Genomic DNA, 18,161 nt, shown 5'->3' on the forward strand with positions numbered 1-18,161 from the left:
GTCCCGCCTGGTCTAATGTCCCGCCCGGTATCGTAACCCTCAGAAGAAAAGCCGGGAGGATTTCTCGTGATCTACGTCGTTGCAACCTTGACCATCAAGCCCGAGACGCGCGCCGAATTCATTGCAGCCGCCACCGCCTGCATCAAGGAGACGCGGAAAGAGCCCGGCAATATCGCCTATGACCTGCATGAGAGCGTCACCGACCCTGCCAAGATGGTGTTCGTCGAGCAGTGGGAGAATATGGAAGCGCTGGGGCCGCATCGCGCTGCCGAGCACATGAAGACGTTCGGCCGCGTTGCGGTGAAATGCTTCACGGCGCCGCCGAAGATCGAATACATCACGCCCGAGAAGGTCGAGACACGGTAAAGAGGTAAGACGCATGATCCGGGCGACGCAGGTCAGGGGACAGCACCGTTTCACGGAAGCACCAGTGGACACGGTTGTGCTCGATTTCGACAACCGGCACCGCCGCCGCATGGCGATGACCGGAACGCGTGGTCTCGAATTCCTGCTCGACCTGGAACATGCCGTCGCGCTGCGCGGCGGCGATGCGCTGGTGCTGGAGGACGGAAGGCTGATCGAGGTGGTCGCGGCGCCCGAGCCGCTGCTCGAAATCCGCGGCCGCGATCCGCACCACCTCGTCCGCGTCGGCTGGCATCTCGGCAACCGTCATCTGCCGACCCAGATCATGGCCAAGGCCCTGCGCATCCGCCGCGATCACGTCATCGAGGCGATGGTGAAGGGCCTTGGCGCGCGTGTGATCGAGATCGAGGCGCCGTTCGATCCCGAAGGCGGCGCCTACGCCGATGCCGGCCACGCGCATGGACACGACCATGCGCATCACGATCACGGCCATCATCACCATGACCATGGTCACCACCATGATCATGGCTCGCATGACCATGGCCACGAGCACCACCATCACCACGACGAGCATTGCGATCATCCCGATCATCACCACGGCCACAAGCATGCTCATGACCACAAATGAGCCGGTCGGCGCCGGTGATCCTGCCGAGGGCGAGGCGGCGGCGCTGTACCGGCTGATGACCTGGCTTTCGCCGGCATTTCCCGTCGGCGGCTTCTCCTACTCCAGCGGCATCGAATGGGCGGTCGAGGCGGGCGACGTCACCGACACGACGACGCTGGCGGATTGGCTCGATGCGATGCTCGGCGACGGCTCCGGCTTCTGTGACGCCACGTTTCTGGTCCACGCCTATCGCGCCACGGAATCGGGCGAGACGGCCGCATTGAACGAGATCGCCGAGCTCGCGAGCGCCTTCGTGCCGTCGCGCGAGCGGCAGCTGGAGACGACCTCGCAGGGTCGCGCCTTCATCGATATCTCGCGCGCCGCATGGGATGCCGACGGACTGGACGCGACGGTCGCGGCATGCTGCGCGCCATTGGTCTATCCAGTCGCGGTCGGTGTGGTTGCCGCGATGCACGCCGTGCCGTTGGCGCCGACGCTGCACGCCTTCCTGCATGCGCTGGTCTCGAACTGGATTTCCGCCGCCAGCCGGCTCATTCCGCTCGGCCAGACCGATAGCCAGCGTGTGCTGGTGAAGCTGGAAGCCGCCGTCGCCGCCACCGCCAATCGCGCGCTGAATGCAACCCTGGACGATCTCGGCAGCGCGACGTTCCGGGCCGATCTCGCCAGCTTGCGGCACGAGACGCAGTATACCCGCTTGTTTCGGTCGTGAGCGGTGCGGCCGTCAAGTCATCAGGAGAGAACTAGTCACATGGCGAAATCTCACGGTCCCCTGCGTGTCGGTGTCGGCGGTCCGGTCGGATCGGGCAAGACCGCGCTGATGGACCTGCTCTGCAAGACCATGCGCGAGCGCTATGACATTGCGGCGATCACCAACGACATCTACACCAAATGGGATGCGGAGTTCCTGGTGCGTTCGGGATCGCTGACGCCGGATCGCATCGCCGGCGTCGAGACCGGCGGCTGTCCCCACACGGCGATCCGCGAGGATGCCTCGATGAATCTCGCTGCGGTCGCGGACATGCGCGCCAAGTTTCCCGGACTTGACCTCGTGCTGATCGAATCCGGCGGCGACAATCTCGCTGCCACTTTTTCCCCGGAGCTGGCCGACCTCACCATCTACGTCATCGACGTCGCCGCCGGCGACAAGATCCCGTCCAAGGGCGGCCCGGGCATCACCCGGTCCGACCTCCTGGTCATCAACAAGACCGACCTTGCGCCCCATGTCGGGGCGTCCCTGGAGAAGATGGAGACGGATGCCAGGCGCATGCGCGGCGAGCGTCCCTTCGTCATGACCAACCTCAAGAAGAGCGAGGGGCTCGACCGAATCGTCGGCTTCATCGAGGCCAAAGGCGGGCTGAAACGGGCGGGCTGACCGGACGCGACCAGTTGGCGCAGGCGTTTTTCGCCGTAACGCCTGGGCCGTGCCGCAACCCGCGGAACAAATTTCGGACAAGGCGATTAACTACCTCCGGCGCCCGGGGCGAATTCATCCCGGCCAGACCATCGGCCGGACGGATTAAGCTTTCCAGGCGACCCAAGTTGCGTACTGATGCCTCCTCCTTCATTATCTCCGCCACTGGGATTTACCCTGCTTCGGCCTCTGGCCGTTCGAGCGGCGTTCATGTGCTCCGTGTTCATTGCCGACTTCCTGCTTTCGCCTGAGTAATCGCGTGGTCAGGCTGGGTTTCATCATCGGCTTCATCGCTCTGCTCGGGGCCTTGCTCTCCGGGCTTGCGGCTTATCGCGTCCACGACCAGGAGCTGGCACTGGACCGGATCGCGCTGGCGCGTGCGATCGACGTGCATGCGAGCCTGGTTCAGGACCGCCTGACCGAGCGGGAGCTGCTCGCGCGTGTCGCCTCGGGCCTGTTCCGCGCGCCGTCGGTGATCAAGCCGAACATGCTGGAGCCGCTGCGCTCGGCGATCTACGCCTTCAAGACCGACTTTGTGGTGGCCGGCTGGATCGCCCGGCTGAAGCCGAACGAGCTTGCGGACGCGCAAGCCGCCATCGCCAGCGCCGGCTTCCCGAATCCGCAGATCCGCTCGTTTGACGACAAGCCGATCAATCCTGCCGATGTCACCCAGCCGATCGACGTGCTGTTGGATCTCGAGCCGCGCAGCAACGAGACCACGGCCTTGCCCGGCCGCAGCTACGATCAGGATCCGGTTCGCAGCGCGATGCTCACGCGGGCGCGCGCCCAAAAGAGGTCGGTTGCCTCCGACCCGGTGCCGTTGATCCGCGGAAACGGTCCGATCGGCATCATCGTGGCCGCGCCAGTCGTTCCCGAGGGTGCGACGGAGCCGGCCGGCTTCGTCACATTTTCCTACGAGCTCGCCTCGCTGATGCTGGCCAATGACGACATGTCGCTGTTCGCGGTGGCGCTCAGGGATCCGCGCAAGGACGGCGGCGAGCTGATCGCCAATGATCAGGGCGTGGTCTCGACGCGGATCGCGGCGGCGGACGGGGCGCCGTCGGCGACGCGCACGGTGAGCTTCGGTGGCCGCGATTGGCAGCTCGGCTATTACGCGAAGACCAATTCGGTGCGCCGCGCCGAGCAGACCGCCATCATCGTAGCGGCGATCGGTTTTGCCATCACCGCAATGGTGTGCGGCCTGTTCGGTTACGTCGCCTACAACAATCTGCGGCTCAGCCGGGAGATCCAGGTCAGGATCGGCTTCGAGCGGCGGTTGACCGCGGTGATCGACGAGCTCAACCACCGCGTCAAGAACATCCTGGCGGTGATCCAGTCGATCGTGACGCGCACCTTGCGTCACGGCTCGGACATCGACATCGCGCGCGAGCTCCTGATCGGGCGCATCCACGCCATGTCCAACGTGGTGTCGCTGCTCAGCGAGAGCCAGTGGCAGGGTGTCAAGTTGAAGGGCCTGTTCGAGGCGCGCGCGATTCCGCATGCCGATCGCATCGCCGTCACCGGCCCCGACATCGCGGTCAGCGCGCGTGCCGCACAAAGCCTGTCGCTGCTGTTTTTCGAGCTCGCCTCGCATTCCGACGAGGGCCTGTCGCTGGTCGGCAAGCATCCGCACATCACCGCGAACTGGACGGTGACCGGCGAGGAGGGCGATGAGGTCTTCCATTTCCGCTGGGAGGAGTTCAACACCAGCGAGGCGACGCGCCGGCCCGATTCCGATTTCGGCCTGATCTTGCTCGACCGTGTCGCGCCCGAGGCGCTGGGGGGGACCGCCAAGCGCTTCTTCACCGACGTCTCCTACGTCTATGAATTGACCGCGCCGATGGAGACGGTGGTCGACATGACCGAGCGCGACCGCACGGATAAAATCTCGGCGCCGGTCAGGCCGGTGCGAAGCTAGCCCTTCGGCCGTAACACCAGATCGACGAGGCTGCGCGCGTAGCCGGGTGTGATCGGCGCGATGCCGAAGATATAGCGGTAGAACAGGCTGCCATAGATCGCGTCGTATAGATTCTCGGGGGGACCCTCGGCCTGAATGCTGCCGTCCTTCTGGCCGGCGGCGATCATGTCCACCAGCGCGTCGCGGCGGAATTGCAGGTACCGGGCGTAGAACAGCTCGGCCGACCCGGTCTTGGAGATGCATTCGGAGACGACGGCGAGCTGGACCTTGCCGAACTCGCCCTGCAGCGCCTCGGCATAGGCAGCGGCGTGGCGCCGCGCGCGCGCCGCGGGCGTGCCGGCGCTCGCGGGCGGCAGCGGCAGCATCTGCGACGCATGGTGGAGGAAGGCGTCGATCAATAGCGCTTCCCGCGACGGCCACCATTTGTAGATCGTCATCTTGGACACGCTGGAGTGCCGTGCGATCGCATCGATGGTGGTGGCGGCAAGGCCGGTGGCCGCCATCAGCGCATAGGCACTTTCGAGGATGGCGTTGGTGGTCTCGATCGACCTTGGCCGGCCGCGCCGGGGCGCGCGCTCCGCCTCTTCACGCCCGTCTTTCGCCATCGCCACGCCCGGTCTCCTCACGCAGGGTCCCGGCATAGCGCAGGGGCGCCATTCGGCCTAGCAGAATCGCACGATTCGTCGCGAGAAGCGCTCAGCTCCGGGCCCGCTGCCGCAGGGCTGCCGGCAGATCCTGCCGTTTCGACCAGGCGATGTAGTAGGCGAGCCCGGTCATCGCCGCGAAGCCGGTGATGCTCACCGCCACCTGCATCACCACCAGGTTCGGCCCGGTGATTAGGATGAGGTGGCCAGCGAAGGATAGGAACACGGCGACGCAGAATACCGCGAGCCATTCCTCACCACATGCGATCACCGCTTGCAGCGGTTTCCATCTCAGGCCGGGGTGATCCGCCGGAATGAGATGGGTGGCAATGAACGCGAGGGCGAGGAAGTGGACCACCCGATAGGGAGCGAGGTTTTCCTTGTCGGTCGGAGCGATGCTGTTGAGGAGTAGATCGGGCAGGTAAGCGGACAGCGCCGGCGAATGGCGCATCAAGGTGACGGCCATCGCGAAGACCAGGTAGGCGCCGGCGAGGATCCGCAGCCAGGACATGCCATGCAGCGCACGGCCCGGCGCCCCCGTCACGGCGAACCAGCCGCCCAGCACCATCAGCATCTGCCAGCACAGCGGATTGAAGGTCCATTCTCCGTCGGGATAGATCCGAAAATTCCAGTCGAACCAGCGTGCGGCGAGATACAGCGCGACCGATGCTGCCAGCGTCAGGTTCGGTCCTCGCAGCAGGCCCCACAGCACCAACGGAAACAACGCCATCAGCGGGACCATCAGCTGCAGCAGGTCGAGGTTCAGCGGCTCTTCCTGGAGCACGAGACCGCGGACAAGGATGCGCAGCGGGTGCTCGAGAATTCCGGAGATGTTGTATTGGTGGATGATCTCCGGCGCCATCGATTGCCTGGCGACATAGGCGATGGCATCGATATAGATCACGAACAGCACGACATAGGCGGCATAGAGCCGCCAGACCCGGCGAAAGATGCGCGTCGCCGCGACCAGGTAGCCGCGTTCCAGCGCCATCCTGCCATGGATGATGGCAACCCCATACCCTACCACGAACACGAACAGGTCCGCCGCGCCGCTGAAGCCGAAATTGCGCAGCGTCAGCAGGTTGACGACGTTGTTGGGAATATGGTCGACGAATATGGACCAATTGGCGATGCCGAGCGTCAGATAGAGCCTGGCATCATGCTGGAATGCGGCGAGGTTCGCCTTGACGGACGGTTTCATTGAGCAAAATAGCTTTGGGAATCAGGATGATGCTTTTAACGGCAACCGCCTGCTCGTCCGAGTAGCGTTTGCGTGAGCGGGGAAGAACCGCGCCAAACGGCGTCAAATGTGCCGCTTGCTCCATGAAATGCAGATAGATGCGCGCGCAGTAATTATAATGCCGGACCTTTACTCGGCGGGTTCGGCCGACACCTCGTCGGACACGCCGGCGCGGCTCGCCAGGATGCCAAGGGCAACGCCCCCGATCGCCAGAATCGGCAGCAGCCGCTTGACGCCGATGGCACGAACGATTTGGAGCCCGGTGGCGAGGAGCATCGGGTCTGCAAGCATGCTCTGCGCGGCCGATTTCGCGGCGCGCTCGGCCGCGATCTGGGCGCGCTTCTGCACCTCGCGCTTGTAGCTCCAATAGGAGCCTGCCGCGGCCAAGGTCAACAGAAAGAAGATGCCGGCGCCGGCAAGACAAGCCTGCACCGGGCCATATTTCTGCAGCACCCAAATGAAGACGGCGGCACAGAGGAAGCCTGTGGTCACGAGCAGCGCGAAGGCAGCGCCCGCGGCAAGGGAGGTCAGCCGAACCGTCGTGCCGGTTGATGCGCTGATGCCGTCGATGATGCGCTGAAACATGACCTTGCTCCTCAATCCCCGCCAGCCGAATGGTCACGAGCCGGCAGCGGCGGCGTGCCGCCGCCGTATCAAATGGGCGTCGACATCCTTAGCGACGCCAGGCGACGCCGATCAGGAAGCCGATGCCGAGCGCCAGCCCGACGGTCGCCAGCGGCCGCTGCGTGATCGCCTCTTCCAGCGTCTCCTCGATCGAGCCGTAGGCGTCATGTGCGGCTTCCATCATCGCGCTGCCGCGCTCGGACATGTCGTCCATCGCGGAGTCCATGTTCTCGCGCGCCTGGCGATAGCCGCGGCGAGCCTGCTTGCTGGTGGAGTTTGCGAAAGTATTGAGCGCGTCGGTGATCTGGTCGGTGAGGGCGGCGATATCGCTTTTCACGGCTGCTACATCCTTTTCGAGGCGGTCTCGGGTGGCTTTGTCGGTCCAGTCTCTCATCCCGGCTTCGGCATTGGGCGTGGACATCGGGAGCTCCGAACTGTTGACGGCTGAGATGGGCGGAGAACGTTTCGTCGCCGGGTAAGTTCCGTTCGCTGAAACCGGTCAGGCTTGCGGCAGCTGCGGCGAATTCTCCGGCAGCAGGTGGTCCTTCAGGATCAGCGCGACGATCAGGAGCGGCGACGACAGGAACGCGCCCATCGGCCCCCACAGCCAGGTCCAGAACGCGAGCGCGAGCAGCACGGCGAGCGCGTTCAGGGCGAGCCGCCGCCCGATGATCGTCGGCGTGATGAAGTGACCCTCGAGAAAGGTGAGGCCACCGAAGGCGAGCGCGGCCATCAGGCCGCCGCCGAGGGTCGGGAAGGCGATCAGCCCGACCACGACCAGCACCACGAACATCGCCACGGGCCCGATGATCGGGATGAAGTTGAGCGTGGCCGCCAGTGCGCCGAGCCCGGCCGGATTGGGCATTCCGGTGAGCGCGCAGATCAGGCCGGTGGCGACGCCGACGCCGACATTGATGAGGGTGACGGTCAGCAGATAATTGCCGAGATGGACCTCGATCTCGTTGAGGATCCGGAGCGTGCGCAGCCGCGCGTCATGATTGCTGAAGGTCATGATCATGGCCCGCCGCAGGTCGCGCCAGCTTGCGATGAACAGGATCAGGGTGACGAAGAACAGCAGGAATTCGGTAAAGGTCGGTGACAGGAATTCCAGCGTCGGCTGCACCCACTCGATCTTGGGCATGTGGAGGCTCGGCAATCCCTCCGAGCCGCCGAGCATGGCTTGCAGCTCCCGCCAGAGCGCAAGCGGCCGGTCGAATACGTGCAGCTTGTCCTTCAATTGCGCGCCGAGCTCCGGCAGGCGCGTGCTCCACGCCATGACTGGCGAAGCGATCAACGCGACGGCGAAAGCGACCACCGCGCTCACTGCGACCACGATCAGCACGGCGCCGACACTGCGTGGGACCTTGCTTCGCTCCAGGAAGGTGGCCGCCGGAGACAGCATGGTCCCGATGACGAACGCCATCACAACCGGCAGGAAGAACGCCCGGCCGACATAGAGCACGGCGACGATGGCGATCAGCAACAGCCCGGCCAGCGCGAACGCAACGAATTCAGTGCGGCGGATAACCGGCGGCAGCTCGACATGGCTCTCGGGAAACGGATCGCCTTCGCTGTTGCCGGAAATCAAACGTTCACTGGGTAGGACGCGCACAATCTCTCTCCCGCACGGAATCCGTGATCCGCGCGCCCATTGATGACCTGACTAATGCTTGGGCGGCGGGCTGGTTCCATCGCGGCCTCGTGAACAGGTGCTCGCTTGACTGTGACGTCGCTGCCGCACGCTGCGCCGGAACTTCGATCGACCCGGCGGAGTTTGTTGAGGCAGCGCATCACCTGATGCACATCCAACGGGGCAGCTCATGACAAAGTTGTTTGCAGTCCGTCGCAGCTTCTCGCCGCGCGCCGTCGGCGCGTTCGCCTTCGCAACCGCTCTTCTCGCAGTGCCGGTGGGCACCGCGAGCGCGCAAACCTTCGGCTATGCGCCGATGCAGCGGGTGTACCCGCAGGACCTTTACTCGCAGGGCCAATACTTGCAGGACCAAGGCTATTCGCAGGATGACATCAACGAGGCGCCGCAGGTCGCCGATGAGGATGCCCAATTGCCCGACCGGCTGCGCAGGCAGATCGTCGGCTTCGACCGGAGCGAGCCGGCCGGTACGATCGTCATCGATACCAACAGCACCTATCTCTATTACGTGCTCGGAGGCGGCCGCGCGATCCGCTACGGCGTCGGCGTCGGCCGCGAGGGTTTTACCTGGTCGGGCGTGCAAAGCGTCAGCCGCAAGGCCGAGTGGCCGGACTGGCATCCGCCGGCCGAGATGATCGCGCGCCAGCCCTATCTGCCGCGCTTCGTCGCCGGCGGGCCCGGCAACCCGCTCGGTGCGCGCGCGATGTATCTCGGCTCGAGCCAATACCGCATCCACGGTACCAACGATCCCTCCACCATCGGCAAGTTCGTCTCGTCCGGCTGCATCCGCATGACCAACGAGGACGTCATGGATCTGTACAGCCGCGTCAATGTCGGAGCCAAGGTCGTGGTGCTGCCGAAGAACGTGCCGCTAATGGCGAAGGGAGGTGATCCCGTGCGCAAGCGTCCGGCCGTGACGACGCTGCCTTCGGGTCGGCAGGCGCTGAACATGACCACGTCGGCCGTGAATTAGTCTGCGAGGTCCTATGGCGAGACGGCTGATTGACAAACTGGCGGGCGGAGCGGCGATTGTCGTCGTCGTCTCCAGCGGGCTGGCAATGGCGCCGTCGGCGCATGCGCAGGATTTCTTCTCGGGCCTGTTCGGCGGCTTTCGGATGCGGCCGCCGCCGGAAATCCGGATGCCTTTCCCCACCGACGATATGCCGCGCTATGAGGCGCCACGCCAGCGCGCGTCCTACGGCGGCGGCACCGCCTATTGCGTGCGCAGCTGCGACGGTCGCTACTTCCCGGCACAAGGCAATGATGCGGAGAGCAAGGCGCAATCTTGCAAGAGTTTCTGCCCTGCCTCGGAAACCTCGCTGGTCTACGGCGGCAACATCGACGATGCCACGACGGAGAAGGGAAAATCCTATTCGGATCTGCCCAACGCATACCGCTATCGCAATGAGATCGTCGCGGGTTGCACCTGCAACGGCAAGGACCCGGTGGGGCTCGCATCCGTCAAGGTCGAGGACGATCCGACCCTGCGCAAGGGGGATATCGTCGCCGGCGCCAATGGTTTAGTGGTCGCCAGCCGCAATGCCAACGACCGCCGGGGCGTTGCGATGAATTTCTCGCCGCTGCCGGATTCAGTGCGCGCGAGATTCCGCCAGGTCCCCGTGGTGGCGAAAGAGTAGGGAGCGCCGCATCTGTCGGCCTCCGAACCTTGTCGGACGGCAAATGCCGGATTGGCCTGCCGCGGAGGCCTCATGAGATCGCGCGGCAGGGTTTCCGAGATGGAACCGGCTTGGGTGCAGCGCGTTAGAACAGCGTAGCAATTGCCTGAAGGGGGCCTCGCGATGCTGGTCGGCGTACTCGTCACCTTTCTCGTCGTCATTCTTGTGCTTTATCTCATCAACATGCTGCCAATGGACGGCCGCGCCAAGCAGATCGCGCGCGTCATCGTCATCATCATCGGCATTGTTTCGCTGCTGAAATACCTGGCGGTGTTCTAGCAATCGCAGCCCGGACAAGCGAAGCGGTATCCGGGCCGCAACGAAGGTCCCGGATCGCACTTCACGCCATCCGGGGCTACACCTCAAATCAAAAGCCCCGGCTTTCGCCGGGGCTTCGTTCGTGCTGCTTCAGTGCAGCGACTTCAGCCAGTCGTCGACATCCTGACGGACCTGGTCCTTGGCCTTGCCGTAACGCTCCTGCAACCGGCCCTCAAGCTGCTCGCGGCGGCCCTCGATCAGTTGGAGGTCGTCGTCAGTGAGCTTGCCCCATTTCTCCTTGGCCGATCCCTTGAACTGCTTCCAGTTTCCTTCGATCCGATTCCAGTCCATGACCATCTCCCGTTGGTTGATGGCCCGACAACGCAAGGCGCACGCAGCCTGTTCCGTGACACAGCGGGACGTTTCGCCCAACAAAAAGCCCCGGGCTCGGCCGGGGCTTTCGATGTTCCCGTGACTTTGCTCAGCCGAGCGCGCTTATCCAAGCGCCTCTCTATCCAAGAGCCTCTTTATGCAAGAGCCTTGGCCTCGCGGCGGCGCGCGGTGAGGATGTATTCGGTGTAGCCGTTCGGCTGCTCGCGCCCCTTGAAGATGAGGTCGCAGGCGGCCTTGAAGGCGACGCCGTCAAAGGCGGGTGCCATCGGCTTATAGATGGGATCACCCGCGTTCTGCTTGTCGACGACGACGGCCATGCGCTTGAGCGATTCCATCACTTGGGCCTCGGTGATGACGCCCTGATGCAGCCAGTTGGCAAGGTGCTGGCTGGAAATGCGCAAGGTGGCGCGGTCTTCCATCAGGCCGACATCGTGAATGTCGGGCACCTTGGAGCAGCCGACGCCCTGGTCGATCCAGCGCACGACATAGCCCAGAATGCCCTGGCAATTGTTGTCGATCTCCTGCCTGACGTCATCGGGCGCCCAGTTCGACTTCGACACCGGAATCGTGAGGATGTCGGACAGTTTTGCGCGCGGTCCGCCCTTGGCGAGCTCCTCTTGGCGCGCGATCACGTTGACCTGGTGGTAGTGCAGCGCGTGCAGCGTCGCCGCGGTCGGCGAGGGCACCCAGGCGGTGGTGGCGCCGGCCTGCGGATGGCCGAGCTTCTGCACCAGCATGTCCGCCATCTTGTCGGGGGCGGCCCACATGCCCTTGCCGATCTGGGCGTGGCCGGGCAGGCCACAGGTCAGGCCCATGTCGACGTTCCAGTCCTCATAGGCCTTGATCCAGGCCTGCGCCTTCATCTCATTCTTGCGGATCATCGGGCCCGCTTCCATCGAGGTGTGGATCTCGTCGCCGGTGCGGTCGAGGAAGCCGGTGTTGATGAACATGATGCGCTTGGAGGCGCGCTGGATGCAGGCCTTGAGGTTGACGGTGGTGCGTCGCTCCTCGTCCATGATGCCGACCTTGAGCGTGTTCTCGGGCAGGCCGAGCACCTTCTCGACGCGGTCGAAGATCTCGCAGGTCAGCGAGACCTCGTCCGGGCCGTGCATCTTCGGCTTGACGATGTAGGCAGAACCGGTGCGGCTGTTCTTGACCTTGGAATGGCCCTTGAGGTCGTGGATCGCGAGCAGGCCCGAGACGGCGGCGTCCAACAGGCCTTCCGGAACCTCTTCGCCCTTCTCGTCGAGCACGGCGTCGGTGAACATGTGGTGACCGCAATTGCGCATCAACAGCAGGCTGCGGCCGTGCAACTTGAGCTCGCCCTTGCCGTCCGGCGTCTTGTAGAGGCGGTCGGAATTGAGCGAACGCGTCAGCGTCTTGCCGCCCTTCTCGAAATCGGCCGACAACGTGCCGTTCATCAGGCCGAGCGTGTTGCGGTAGACCAGCACCTTGTCCTCGGCATCGACAGCGGTGACCGAGTCCTCCATGTCCAGAATGGTGGAGACCGCAGCCTCCATGATCATGTCGGCGACGCCGGCCGGATCGTCCTTGCCGATCGCGCTGCTGCGGTCGATCTTGACCTCGATATGCAGGCCGTTGTTGACGAGCAGCACGGCGCTCGGCGCGGCTGGATCACCCTGGAAGCCCGCGAACTGCGCGGCATTCTTCAGCGCGGTGGCGTTGCCGCTCTTCAGCTTCACTGCGAGCTGGCTCGCGACGACGCTATAGCCGGTCACGTCGGTGTGGCTGCCGGTTGCGAGCGGCACGGCGTTATCGAGGAACGCCTTGGCCTTGGCGATCACCTTGTCGCCGCGCGCCTTGTTGTAGCCCTTGCCGCTCTCGGACGGATCATGCGGAATCGCATCGGTACCGTAGAAGGCATCATAGAGCGAGCCCCAGCGTGCGTTCGCCGCGTTCAGCGCGTAGCGCGCATTGGTGAGCGGCACGACGAGCTGCGGGCCGCAGATCTTGCCGATCTCCTCGTCGACATTGGCGGTCTCGACCTTCTGCGTCGCCGGCTCCGGGACGAGATAGCCGATCTCCTTTAGGAAGGCGGTATAGGCATCGAGGTCGAACGCCTTGCCTTTGTTGGCGCGGTGCCAGTCGTCGATCTTGGCCTGCAGATTGTCGCGGAATGCGAGCAGCTCACGGTTCTTCGGCCCGAGCTCCTTAATGATGGCGGCGAGCCCAGCCCAGAACGCATCCGGCGCGATCCCGGTTTTCGGGGCCGCTTCCTTGGCGATGAAGTCAAACAGAACAGGGGCGATCTTCAATCCGTGGGCGTCGACGCGTTTCATGATGGGCTTTCTTGTTGGAAATGGCTGTTTTTGGCTGCTTTTGACCCGACAGCAGCAAAATGCGCCCGCGCGGGGCAGCTTTCCGGACCTATTAGCCCCAAAAAAGAGGCCGTGAGAAGACCCCCGGGGGCTTGTCAAAATGTCAAGGAGAGGGGAAGGCCCCACGCACCGGTGTCATTCCCCGCGACCCGGCTACGCTAAGGCTTCGCCGAGGTTGAGCTCTAGGGGCGCCGAAGCTTTAGCGAAGGCGGCAAGCGGGGAATCCAGTACGCTGCGGCTTCTACGCTGTCTCTGGAATAATGGGTCGCCTGGCCGAGCCGGGCGACGACTAGGGAGGCCTCAAATATTCGCAGCGAGGTCCACGAGCTCGTCGAACAGCACGCCTGATGCCTTCAGCATCTGCTCGATCTCGTCGGCCGCTTCCGCAACCGTTCGCTTCGACGTATCGATCACGAGCTCGGCGGCCTCAGGCTTCTCGTAGTCGTTGCCAATGCCAGTGAACGAGGCGAGTGCGCCGGCGCGGGCTTTCTTGTAATGGCCCTTGGGATCGCGCTCCTCGCACACCTCGGCGGGCGTCGCGACATGGATCTCGCGAAACACGGTGTCGGCGATGCGACGCGCGGCGGCGCGATCTTCGCGCGCGGGCGAGACCGCCGCGACGATGGCGATGTGGCCGTTGCGGGCGAGATGCGTCGCGACCTCGGCGAGGCGGCGGATGTTCTCGCTGCGATCAGTGGCGGAGAAGCCGAGATCGCTGTTGAGCCCGGCGCGCAGCGTGTCGCCATCGAGCAGGATCGGCGAGCCGCCATTGGTGAACAGGCGCCGCTCCAGCGCCCGCGCCAGCGTCGACTTGCCGGAGGCCGGCAGGCCGGTGAGCCAGACCACGGCGCCATTGTGGCGGTAGCGGGCCGAGCGCTCATCGCTACGCAGCGCCGATTCCACCGGCACGATGTCGACAGGCACGGCACGCTGACCGGCATCGACCGACAGCACCAGGCCACCGCCGGCGATGCGCCCGGACACCTCGATCACGAGGCGGCCGGTGCGCGGATTTTCGGTGTAGGGATCGGTCGCGATCGGATTGGACAGGGAGATGTCGATCTCGCCGACATGGTTGCGGCCGATCGCCTTGTTCTCGCTGCTCGAGAGCTCGCCGGGATCGACCGCCTTCTCGATGGCGACCACGGTGGCGCGGCTTTCCTTTGGCCCCGACCGCACCAAAAGCTGGTCGCCCTTGGCGAGCGGCTTGTCGTGCAGCCAGAAGATGCGCGCGCGGAGCCGCCGCGTCTCGCGCGGCGCAGTGCCGGCATGTGCGATGATGTCGCCGCGCTCGACGAACAATTCACGGTCGAGCGTGATGCCGACCGAGCGGCCGGCGCCCTGACGGCCCGCTACCGGCGTCGCCGGCCAGCTCTCGACCGTCTTGATCTTGGCGATCTTACCGGCCGGCATGATCACGATCTCGTCGCCCGCAATCAGGCTGCCGGATTCGATGCGGCCGGCGACGATGCGGCGATCATCGAACTTGTAGATCGCCTGCACCGGGAGCCGCAGCGCCAGCGCTTCCAGCGGACGCGCCGGCTCAAGGTGATCAAGCGCCTCGACCACGGTCGGTCCCTTGTACCAAGAGATGCGGTCGGTGCGCATTGCGACGCCGTCGCCGTCACGCGCGGAAATCGGGATCACGGCCGTGGGCGTCACGCCGAGGCCGTTCAGATGCGCGGAGATCTCGTCGCTGATGTCCTTGAAGCGTGCGGCGGAGAAATCGACGCGGTCCATCTTGTTGACGACGACCGCGACCTGCTTCACCCCGAGCAGATGCAGGAGATAGCCGTGCCGCCTGGTCTGGTCGCGCACGCCCTCCAGCGCGTCGATGATCAGCACCGCACCGTCGGCCTGCGAGGCGCCGGTGATCATGTTGCGGAGGAATTCGGCGTGACCGGGCGCATCGATCAGCACGATGTCGCGCGAATTGGTGCGGAAGCGGATCTGCGTGGTGTCGATGGTGATGCCCTGGTCGCGCTCGGTCTGCAGCGCGTCGAGCAGGAACGACCATTCGAACGGCATGCCGCGCCGCGCGCTGACGGCCTTGAGCATTTCGAGCTTGCCCTCGGGCAGGCTGCCGGTTTCATGCAGGAGGCGGCCGACCAGGGTCGACTTGCCGTGGTCGACATGGCCGACGATGACAATGCGGACCTGGGGACGCGTGGTGCCGTTCGGCGTGCCGGGCGAGGCTGACGTGACGATCATGTTCATGGCCGCGTCCTTGATCAGAGATAGCCGGCGACGCGAAGGCGCTCGAAGGCGTCCTCGGTCTCGTGGTCGAGTGCGCGGCCCGAGCGCTCCGGCACTTTGGTCTGCTCGAGCTCGATCAGGATCTCGTCGATGCTCGCAGCGTTCGAGGCAACCGGATTGGTGATGTCCTGGTCACCCAGCGAGCGATAACGCTTGCCGTCCTTGGCGAGGTACAGCGGAATGATCGGGATGTTCTCGCGCTTGGTGTAGGCCCAGATGTCGGCCTCGGTCCAATGCAGGATGGGATGGATGCGCAGATGCGCGCCTTGCGGCGGCGAGGCGTTGAAATGATCCCAGAACTCCGGCGGCTGGTCGCGCACGTCCCAATTGCCCTCCAAGCCGCGCGGCGAGAACACCCGCTCCTTGGCGCGCGTCGCTTCCTCGTCGCGGCGGATACCGGCGATCAGGCCGTCGAAGCCATACTTGGCGAGCGCCATCTTGAGGCCCTCGGTCTTGCGCGCGGCGGACCGGGCGGCCGGCGGCAACGTTGGGTCGACGGCATCGATCGGCGGGCAGGGCTCGACGCGCAGATCGAGATCCCATTCCTTGCCGTAATGATCGCGGAAGCGATACATCTCCGGAAACTTCTTGCCAGTATCGACGTGAAGGGCCGGGAACGGCATCTTGCCGAAGAAGGCTTTCCGCGCCAGCCAGATCATGACGTTGGAGTCCTTGCCGAGCGACCACAACAGGGCAATCTTCTTCAGCCGGGCAAAGGCCTCACGGAAGATGTAGATGCTCTGCGCTTCGAGCTGGTCGAGATGGTCCATGCTCGGGGCAAGTTCGGCAGAAAATTCGTGGGCGCGCACGCGCTCAGCCAGCGCCGGATTGCTCAGTCGATCAGCAGCGGAATCGTCCTTGAGAAGATGCATCTCTGCCACTTTGCGTTTGGAGGCGAAAATTCTATAGTTGCAGTGCGCAAGAGAAGAAAAAATTTTCTCTTTGCGCGCTAGAAACGAGACATATATAGAAAATAATTCCAGTCAACCCCGTTTGTGGGGAAGCGAGTATCACATGCGGTTCTTGCCGGTGTTTCTCGATCTCAAGGCCGGCCCGGTGGTCCTCATCGGGGCGGGCGAGCTTTTGCGCGCCAAGCTGCGCGTGCTCGCCGCTGCCGGCGCGCGCCTGCGCGTGCATGCGATCGATGGCAATCATGACCTCGGCTTGGGCTCCGAAGACGGAGCGCGCATCGAGATCGCGGCGGGCGATCCGCTCACGGCGGATCTTTCCGGCGTCATCGCCGTCGTCTGTGCGGGCGCAGGCGATGTCGGTGTCGCCATGTCGGCTCGCGCCAAGGCGGCTGGCCTGCCCGTCAACGTCATGGACGACCTCGAGCATTCCAGCTTCATCTTTCCGGCCATCGTCGATCGCGGCGATGTCGTGGTCGCGGTCGGCACCGGCGGCACCTCCCCGGTGGTGGCGCGGCGCGTGCGCGAGAAGATCGAGGCGCTGCTGCCGGCGCGCATCGGCGAGCTCGCCGAGTTCATTGGCACCTTCCGCAAGTCGATCAACGAGCGCATCGCCGAGTTTCCGCTGCGCCGCCGCTTCTGGGAGCGCGTCATCGACGGTCCGATCGGCGCCGCCGTGCTCGCCGGCCGCAACAGCGAAGCCGATGCATCGCTCAAGGCGATCTCCGATCCCACCGCATTCGCGCGCGCCGACAAGCCGGAAGGCTCCGTCGCACTGGTCGGCGCCGGCCCCGGCGATCCCGATCTGCTCACCATCAAGGCGCTGCGCGCGCTGCAGGACGCCGACATCGTCTTCCATGACGAGCTGGTCTCGCCCGAGATTCTCGACCGCATTCGCCGCGACACCACGCGCGTTCCGGTCGGCCGCCGCGTCGGCAAGCCCGGCATCGGTCAGGACGCCATCAACAAGCGCATGATCGAGGCCGCGCAATCGGGCCAGCGTGTCGTGCGGCTGAAGGGCGGCGATTCCTTCGTGTTCGGCCGCGGCGGCGAAGAGGTGGAAGCGCTGCGCGCCGCCGGCGTCGCCTATTCGATCATTCCCGGCATTACCGCAGGGCTCGGCGCCGCCGCCGATTTCGAGGTGCCGCTCACTTATCGTCACGAAGCGACCCGCATCACCTTCCTCACCGCACACAAGGCCCGCGATGCCGAGAACGTGGATTGGTCGACGCTGACCGACACGAGGATGACGGTCGTGGTCTACATGGGCATGACCGCAGCGCCCGCCGTGCGCGCAGGCTTGTTCGCGGCCGGCCGCTCGCCGGAGACGCCGGTCGGCGTGTTCGCCCGCGTCACGCGGCCGGATGCGCAAGGCGCAATTGGCACGCTGCGCGATCTGCCGGAACTGGTGCGGCAGATCCATGGCGGTCCCGCCATCCTCATCATCGGCGACGTGGTCCGGCATGCCGGCTCGCTTCGCCGCCAGACACCCAAACAAATCATCTCTGACCTATTGGATGCAGCCGAATGACCTCTCCGCTCGAACAAAAGAAGATTCGTATCGCCGGCCCCTCGGTCGTGACCGCCAACCGTACCTGGGACGGCATCGTGGTCTACCGCACCGCCGCCAAGAGCTGGTCCGCCGAGCTGTCGGAAGCCGCGATCGTGCGCAACTCCGACGAGGCCAAGGCGTTGCTTGCGGAAGCCGTGGCCGATGACGTCGGCGCCATCGGCCCCTATATCGCGCCGGTGCAGATCGGCGACGATGGCAAGGTCCAGCCCGGCAATCTGCGCGAGCAGATTCGCCGCACCGGCGTCACCATCGGACAGCCGGCCCAGGTTTAAGGCGCCCACT

At 64.8% G+C, this 18,161-nt stretch carries 19 protein-coding genes; 10 read left to right on the plus strand and 9 right to left on the minus strand.

The annotated features are described in order from the left end of the window. Nucleotides 1-66: 66 nt before the first annotated feature. From ABIA45_RS33075 to ABIA45_RS33095, 5 genes are all read left to right on the plus strand, one after another. Nucleotides 67-366, plus strand: a complete 300-nt coding sequence (locus ABIA45_RS33075) for a putative quinol monooxygenase (protein ID WP_035998129.1) — start codon at nt 67-69, stop codon at nt 364-366. 13 nt (nt 367-379) lie between these two features. Then, the gene (locus ABIA45_RS33080) at nt 380-991 is read left to right on the plus strand and encodes an urease accessory protein UreE (protein ID WP_404654854.1); all 612 of its coding nucleotides are present in this window, start codon (nt 380-382) and stop codon (nt 989-991) included. Continuing rightward, nucleotides 972-1,700: an urease accessory protein UreF gene (locus ABIA45_RS33085; RefSeq protein ID WP_404655789.1), complete on the plus strand. Its 729-nt coding sequence runs from the start codon at nt 972-974 to the stop codon at nt 1,698-1,700. The genes ABIA45_RS33080 and ABIA45_RS33085 overlap by 20 nt, the downstream gene beginning before the upstream one ends. Nucleotides 1,701-1,739: 39 nt before the next feature. Next, complete coding sequence (ureG, locus tag ABIA45_RS33090) at nt 1,740-2,363, plus strand: urease accessory protein UreG (RefSeq protein WP_025033975.1); 624 nt, start codon at nt 1,740-1,742, stop codon at nt 2,361-2,363. Between the two features lie 298 nt (nt 2,364-2,661). Further along, nucleotides 2,662-4,320, plus strand: coding sequence for an HWE histidine kinase domain-containing protein (locus ABIA45_RS33095; protein WP_225126407.1), 1,659 nt, complete (start codon nt 2,662-2,664; stop codon nt 4,318-4,320). Here ABIA45_RS33095 and ABIA45_RS33100 read toward each other — a convergent pair. The 5 genes from ABIA45_RS33100 to ABIA45_RS33120 all read right to left on the minus strand — a co-directional run bounded on the left by ABIA45_RS33100 (nt 4,317) and on the right by ABIA45_RS33120 (nt 8,440). Next, nucleotides 4,317-4,925, minus strand: coding sequence for a TetR/AcrR family transcriptional regulator (locus tag ABIA45_RS33100; protein WP_198399745.1), 609 nt, complete (start codon nt 4,923-4,925; stop codon nt 4,317-4,319). The two genes, ABIA45_RS33095 and ABIA45_RS33100, sit on opposite strands and share 4 nt — an antisense overlap. 91 nt (nt 4,926-5,016) lie before the next feature. Then, nucleotides 5,017-6,165 carry an OpgC domain-containing protein gene (locus ABIA45_RS33105; RefSeq protein WP_275510616.1) on the minus strand — a complete coding sequence of 383 codons (1,149 nt, stop codon included), beginning with the start codon at nt 6,163-6,165 and terminating at the stop codon, nt 5,017-5,019. A gap of 168 nt (nt 6,166-6,333) precedes the next feature. Beyond that, nucleotides 6,334-6,789, minus strand: a complete 456-nt coding sequence (locus tag ABIA45_RS33110) for a hypothetical protein (protein WP_057028148.1) — start codon at nt 6,787-6,789, stop codon at nt 6,334-6,336. Between the two features lie 88 nt (nt 6,790-6,877). Further along, entirely contained in the window at nt 6,878-7,249 is a 372-nt protein-coding gene (locus ABIA45_RS33115) for a YqjD family protein (RefSeq protein WP_035998171.1), read from the minus strand. Nucleotides 7,250-7,327: 78 nt separating this feature from the next. Further along, the gene (locus tag ABIA45_RS33120) at nt 7,328-8,440 is read right to left on the minus strand and encodes an AI-2E family transporter (RefSeq protein WP_404654855.1); all 1,113 of its coding nucleotides are present in this window, start codon (nt 8,438-8,440) and stop codon (nt 7,328-7,330) included. A gap of 208 nt (nt 8,441-8,648) precedes the next feature. On the opposite strand from ABIA45_RS33120, the gene ABIA45_RS33125 reads away from it, so the two are divergent. The 3 genes from ABIA45_RS33125 (at nt 8,649) to ABIA45_RS33135 (ending at nt 10,431) form a co-directional block, all read left to right on the plus strand. Continuing rightward, on the plus strand, nt 8,649-9,449 hold the full coding sequence (locus ABIA45_RS33125; RefSeq protein WP_275497946.1) for a L,D-transpeptidase: 801 nt from the start codon (nt 8,649-8,651) through the stop codon (nt 9,447-9,449). Between the two features lie 13 nt (nt 9,450-9,462). Next, nucleotides 9,463-10,113: a DUF2865 domain-containing protein gene (locus tag ABIA45_RS33130; protein ID WP_128264269.1), complete on the plus strand. Its 651-nt coding sequence runs from the start codon at nt 9,463-9,465 to the stop codon at nt 10,111-10,113. A 162-nt stretch (nt 10,114-10,275) separates the two neighbouring features. Continuing rightward, nucleotides 10,276-10,431: a Thivi_2564 family membrane protein gene (locus tag ABIA45_RS33135; RefSeq protein WP_008546817.1), complete on the plus strand. Its 156-nt coding sequence runs from the start codon at nt 10,276-10,278 to the stop codon at nt 10,429-10,431. Nucleotides 10,432-10,560: 129 nt separating this feature from the next. On the opposite strand, the gene ABIA45_RS33140 is transcribed toward ABIA45_RS33135, so the two are convergent. From ABIA45_RS33140 to cysD, 4 genes are all read right to left on the minus strand, one after another. Beyond that, on the minus strand, nt 10,561-10,761 hold the full coding sequence (locus ABIA45_RS33140; protein ID WP_008546815.1) for a CsbD family protein: 201 nt from the start codon (nt 10,759-10,761) through the stop codon (nt 10,561-10,563). Nucleotides 10,762-10,937: 176 nt separating this feature from the next. Continuing rightward, nucleotides 10,938-13,103 carry a malate synthase G gene (locus ABIA45_RS33145; protein WP_404654856.1) on the minus strand — a complete coding sequence of 722 codons (2,166 nt, stop codon included), beginning with the start codon at nt 13,101-13,103 and terminating at the stop codon, nt 10,938-10,940. Between the two features lie 339 nt (nt 13,104-13,442). Then, complete coding sequence (gene cysC, locus ABIA45_RS33150) at nt 13,443-15,359, minus strand: adenylyl-sulfate kinase (RefSeq protein WP_404654857.1); 1,917 nt, start codon at nt 15,357-15,359, stop codon at nt 13,443-13,445. A gap of 14 nt (nt 15,360-15,373) precedes the next feature. Next, a complete protein-coding gene (cysD, locus tag ABIA45_RS33155; RefSeq protein ID WP_128264420.1) occupies nt 15,374-16,168 on the minus strand; it encodes a sulfate adenylyltransferase subunit CysD in 795 nt (264 codons plus the stop codon). A gap of 244 nt (nt 16,169-16,412) precedes the next feature. Here cysD and cysG point away from each other — a divergent pair, with 244 nt between their 5' ends. Continuing rightward, nucleotides 16,413-17,837 carry a siroheme synthase CysG gene (cysG, locus tag ABIA45_RS33160; RefSeq protein ID WP_404654858.1) on the plus strand — a complete coding sequence of 475 codons (1,425 nt, stop codon included), beginning with the start codon at nt 16,413-16,415 and terminating at the stop codon, nt 17,835-17,837. Continuing rightward, nucleotides 17,834-18,151 (plus strand): DUF2849 domain-containing protein, encoded by a 318-nt coding sequence (locus ABIA45_RS33165; protein WP_035998194.1) that lies wholly within the window; start codon nt 17,834-17,836, stop codon nt 18,149-18,151. The genes cysG and ABIA45_RS33165 overlap by 4 nt, the downstream gene beginning before the upstream one ends. Nucleotides 18,152-18,161 lie beyond the last annotated feature (10 nt).

The sequence above is a fragment of the Bradyrhizobium sp. USDA 336 genome, assembly GCF_044908355.1.
In the GTDB taxonomy this organism is placed as follows: Bacteria; Pseudomonadota; Alphaproteobacteria; order Rhizobiales; family Xanthobacteraceae; genus Bradyrhizobium; species Bradyrhizobium yuanmingense.

Excerpts from the sequence above, each read along its gene's own strand:
- ABIA45_RS33100 (WP_198399745.1), bottom strand. The coding sequence starts at position 4,925 with ATGGCGAAAGACGGGCGTGAAGAGGCGGAGCGCGCGCCCCGGCGCGGC.
- ABIA45_RS33105 (WP_275510616.1), bottom strand. The coding sequence starts at position 6,165 with ATGAAACCGTCCGTCAAGGCGAACCTCGCCGCATTCCAGCATGATGCC.
- cysD (WP_128264420.1), bottom strand. The coding sequence starts at position 16,168 with ATGGACCATCTCGACCAGCTCGAAGCGCAGAGCATCTACATCTTCCGT.
- ABIA45_RS33140 (WP_008546815.1), bottom strand. The coding sequence starts at position 10,761 with ATGGACTGGAATCGGATCGAAGGAAACTGGAAGCAGTTCAAGGGATCG.
- ABIA45_RS33130 (WP_128264269.1), top strand. The coding sequence starts at position 9,463 with ATGGCGAGACGGCTGATTGACAAACTGGCGGGCGGAGCGGCGATTGTC.
- ABIA45_RS33165 (WP_035998194.1), top strand. The coding sequence starts at position 17,834 with ATGACCTCTCCGCTCGAACAAAAGAAGATTCGTATCGCCGGCCCCTCG.
- ABIA45_RS33080 (WP_404654854.1), top strand. The coding sequence starts at position 380 with ATGATCCGGGCGACGCAGGTCAGGGGACAGCACCGTTTCACGGAAGCA.
- cysG (WP_404654858.1), top strand. The coding sequence starts at position 16,413 with ATGCGGTTCTTGCCGGTGTTTCTCGATCTCAAGGCCGGCCCGGTGGTC.
- ABIA45_RS33085 (WP_404655789.1), top strand. The coding sequence starts at position 972 with ATGCTCATGACCACAAATGAGCCGGTCGGCGCCGGTGATCCTGCCGAG.
- ABIA45_RS33115 (WP_035998171.1), bottom strand. The coding sequence starts at position 7,249 with ATGTCCACGCCCAATGCCGAAGCCGGGATGAGAGACTGGACCGACAAA.
- ABIA45_RS33135 (WP_008546817.1), top strand. The coding sequence starts at position 10,276 with ATGCTGGTCGGCGTACTCGTCACCTTTCTCGTCGTCATTCTTGTGCTT.
- cysC (WP_404654857.1), bottom strand. The coding sequence starts at position 15,359 with ATGAACATGATCGTCACGTCAGCCTCGCCCGGCACGCCGAACGGCACC.
- ABIA45_RS33145 (WP_404654856.1), bottom strand. The coding sequence starts at position 13,103 with ATGAAACGCGTCGACGCCCACGGATTGAAGATCGCCCCTGTTCTGTTT.
- ABIA45_RS33110 (WP_057028148.1), bottom strand. The coding sequence starts at position 6,789 with ATGTTTCAGCGCATCATCGACGGCATCAGCGCATCAACCGGCACGACG.
- ABIA45_RS33125 (WP_275497946.1), top strand. The coding sequence starts at position 8,649 with ATGACAAAGTTGTTTGCAGTCCGTCGCAGCTTCTCGCCGCGCGCCGTC.
- ureG (WP_025033975.1), top strand. The coding sequence starts at position 1,740 with ATGGCGAAATCTCACGGTCCCCTGCGTGTCGGTGTCGGCGGTCCGGTC.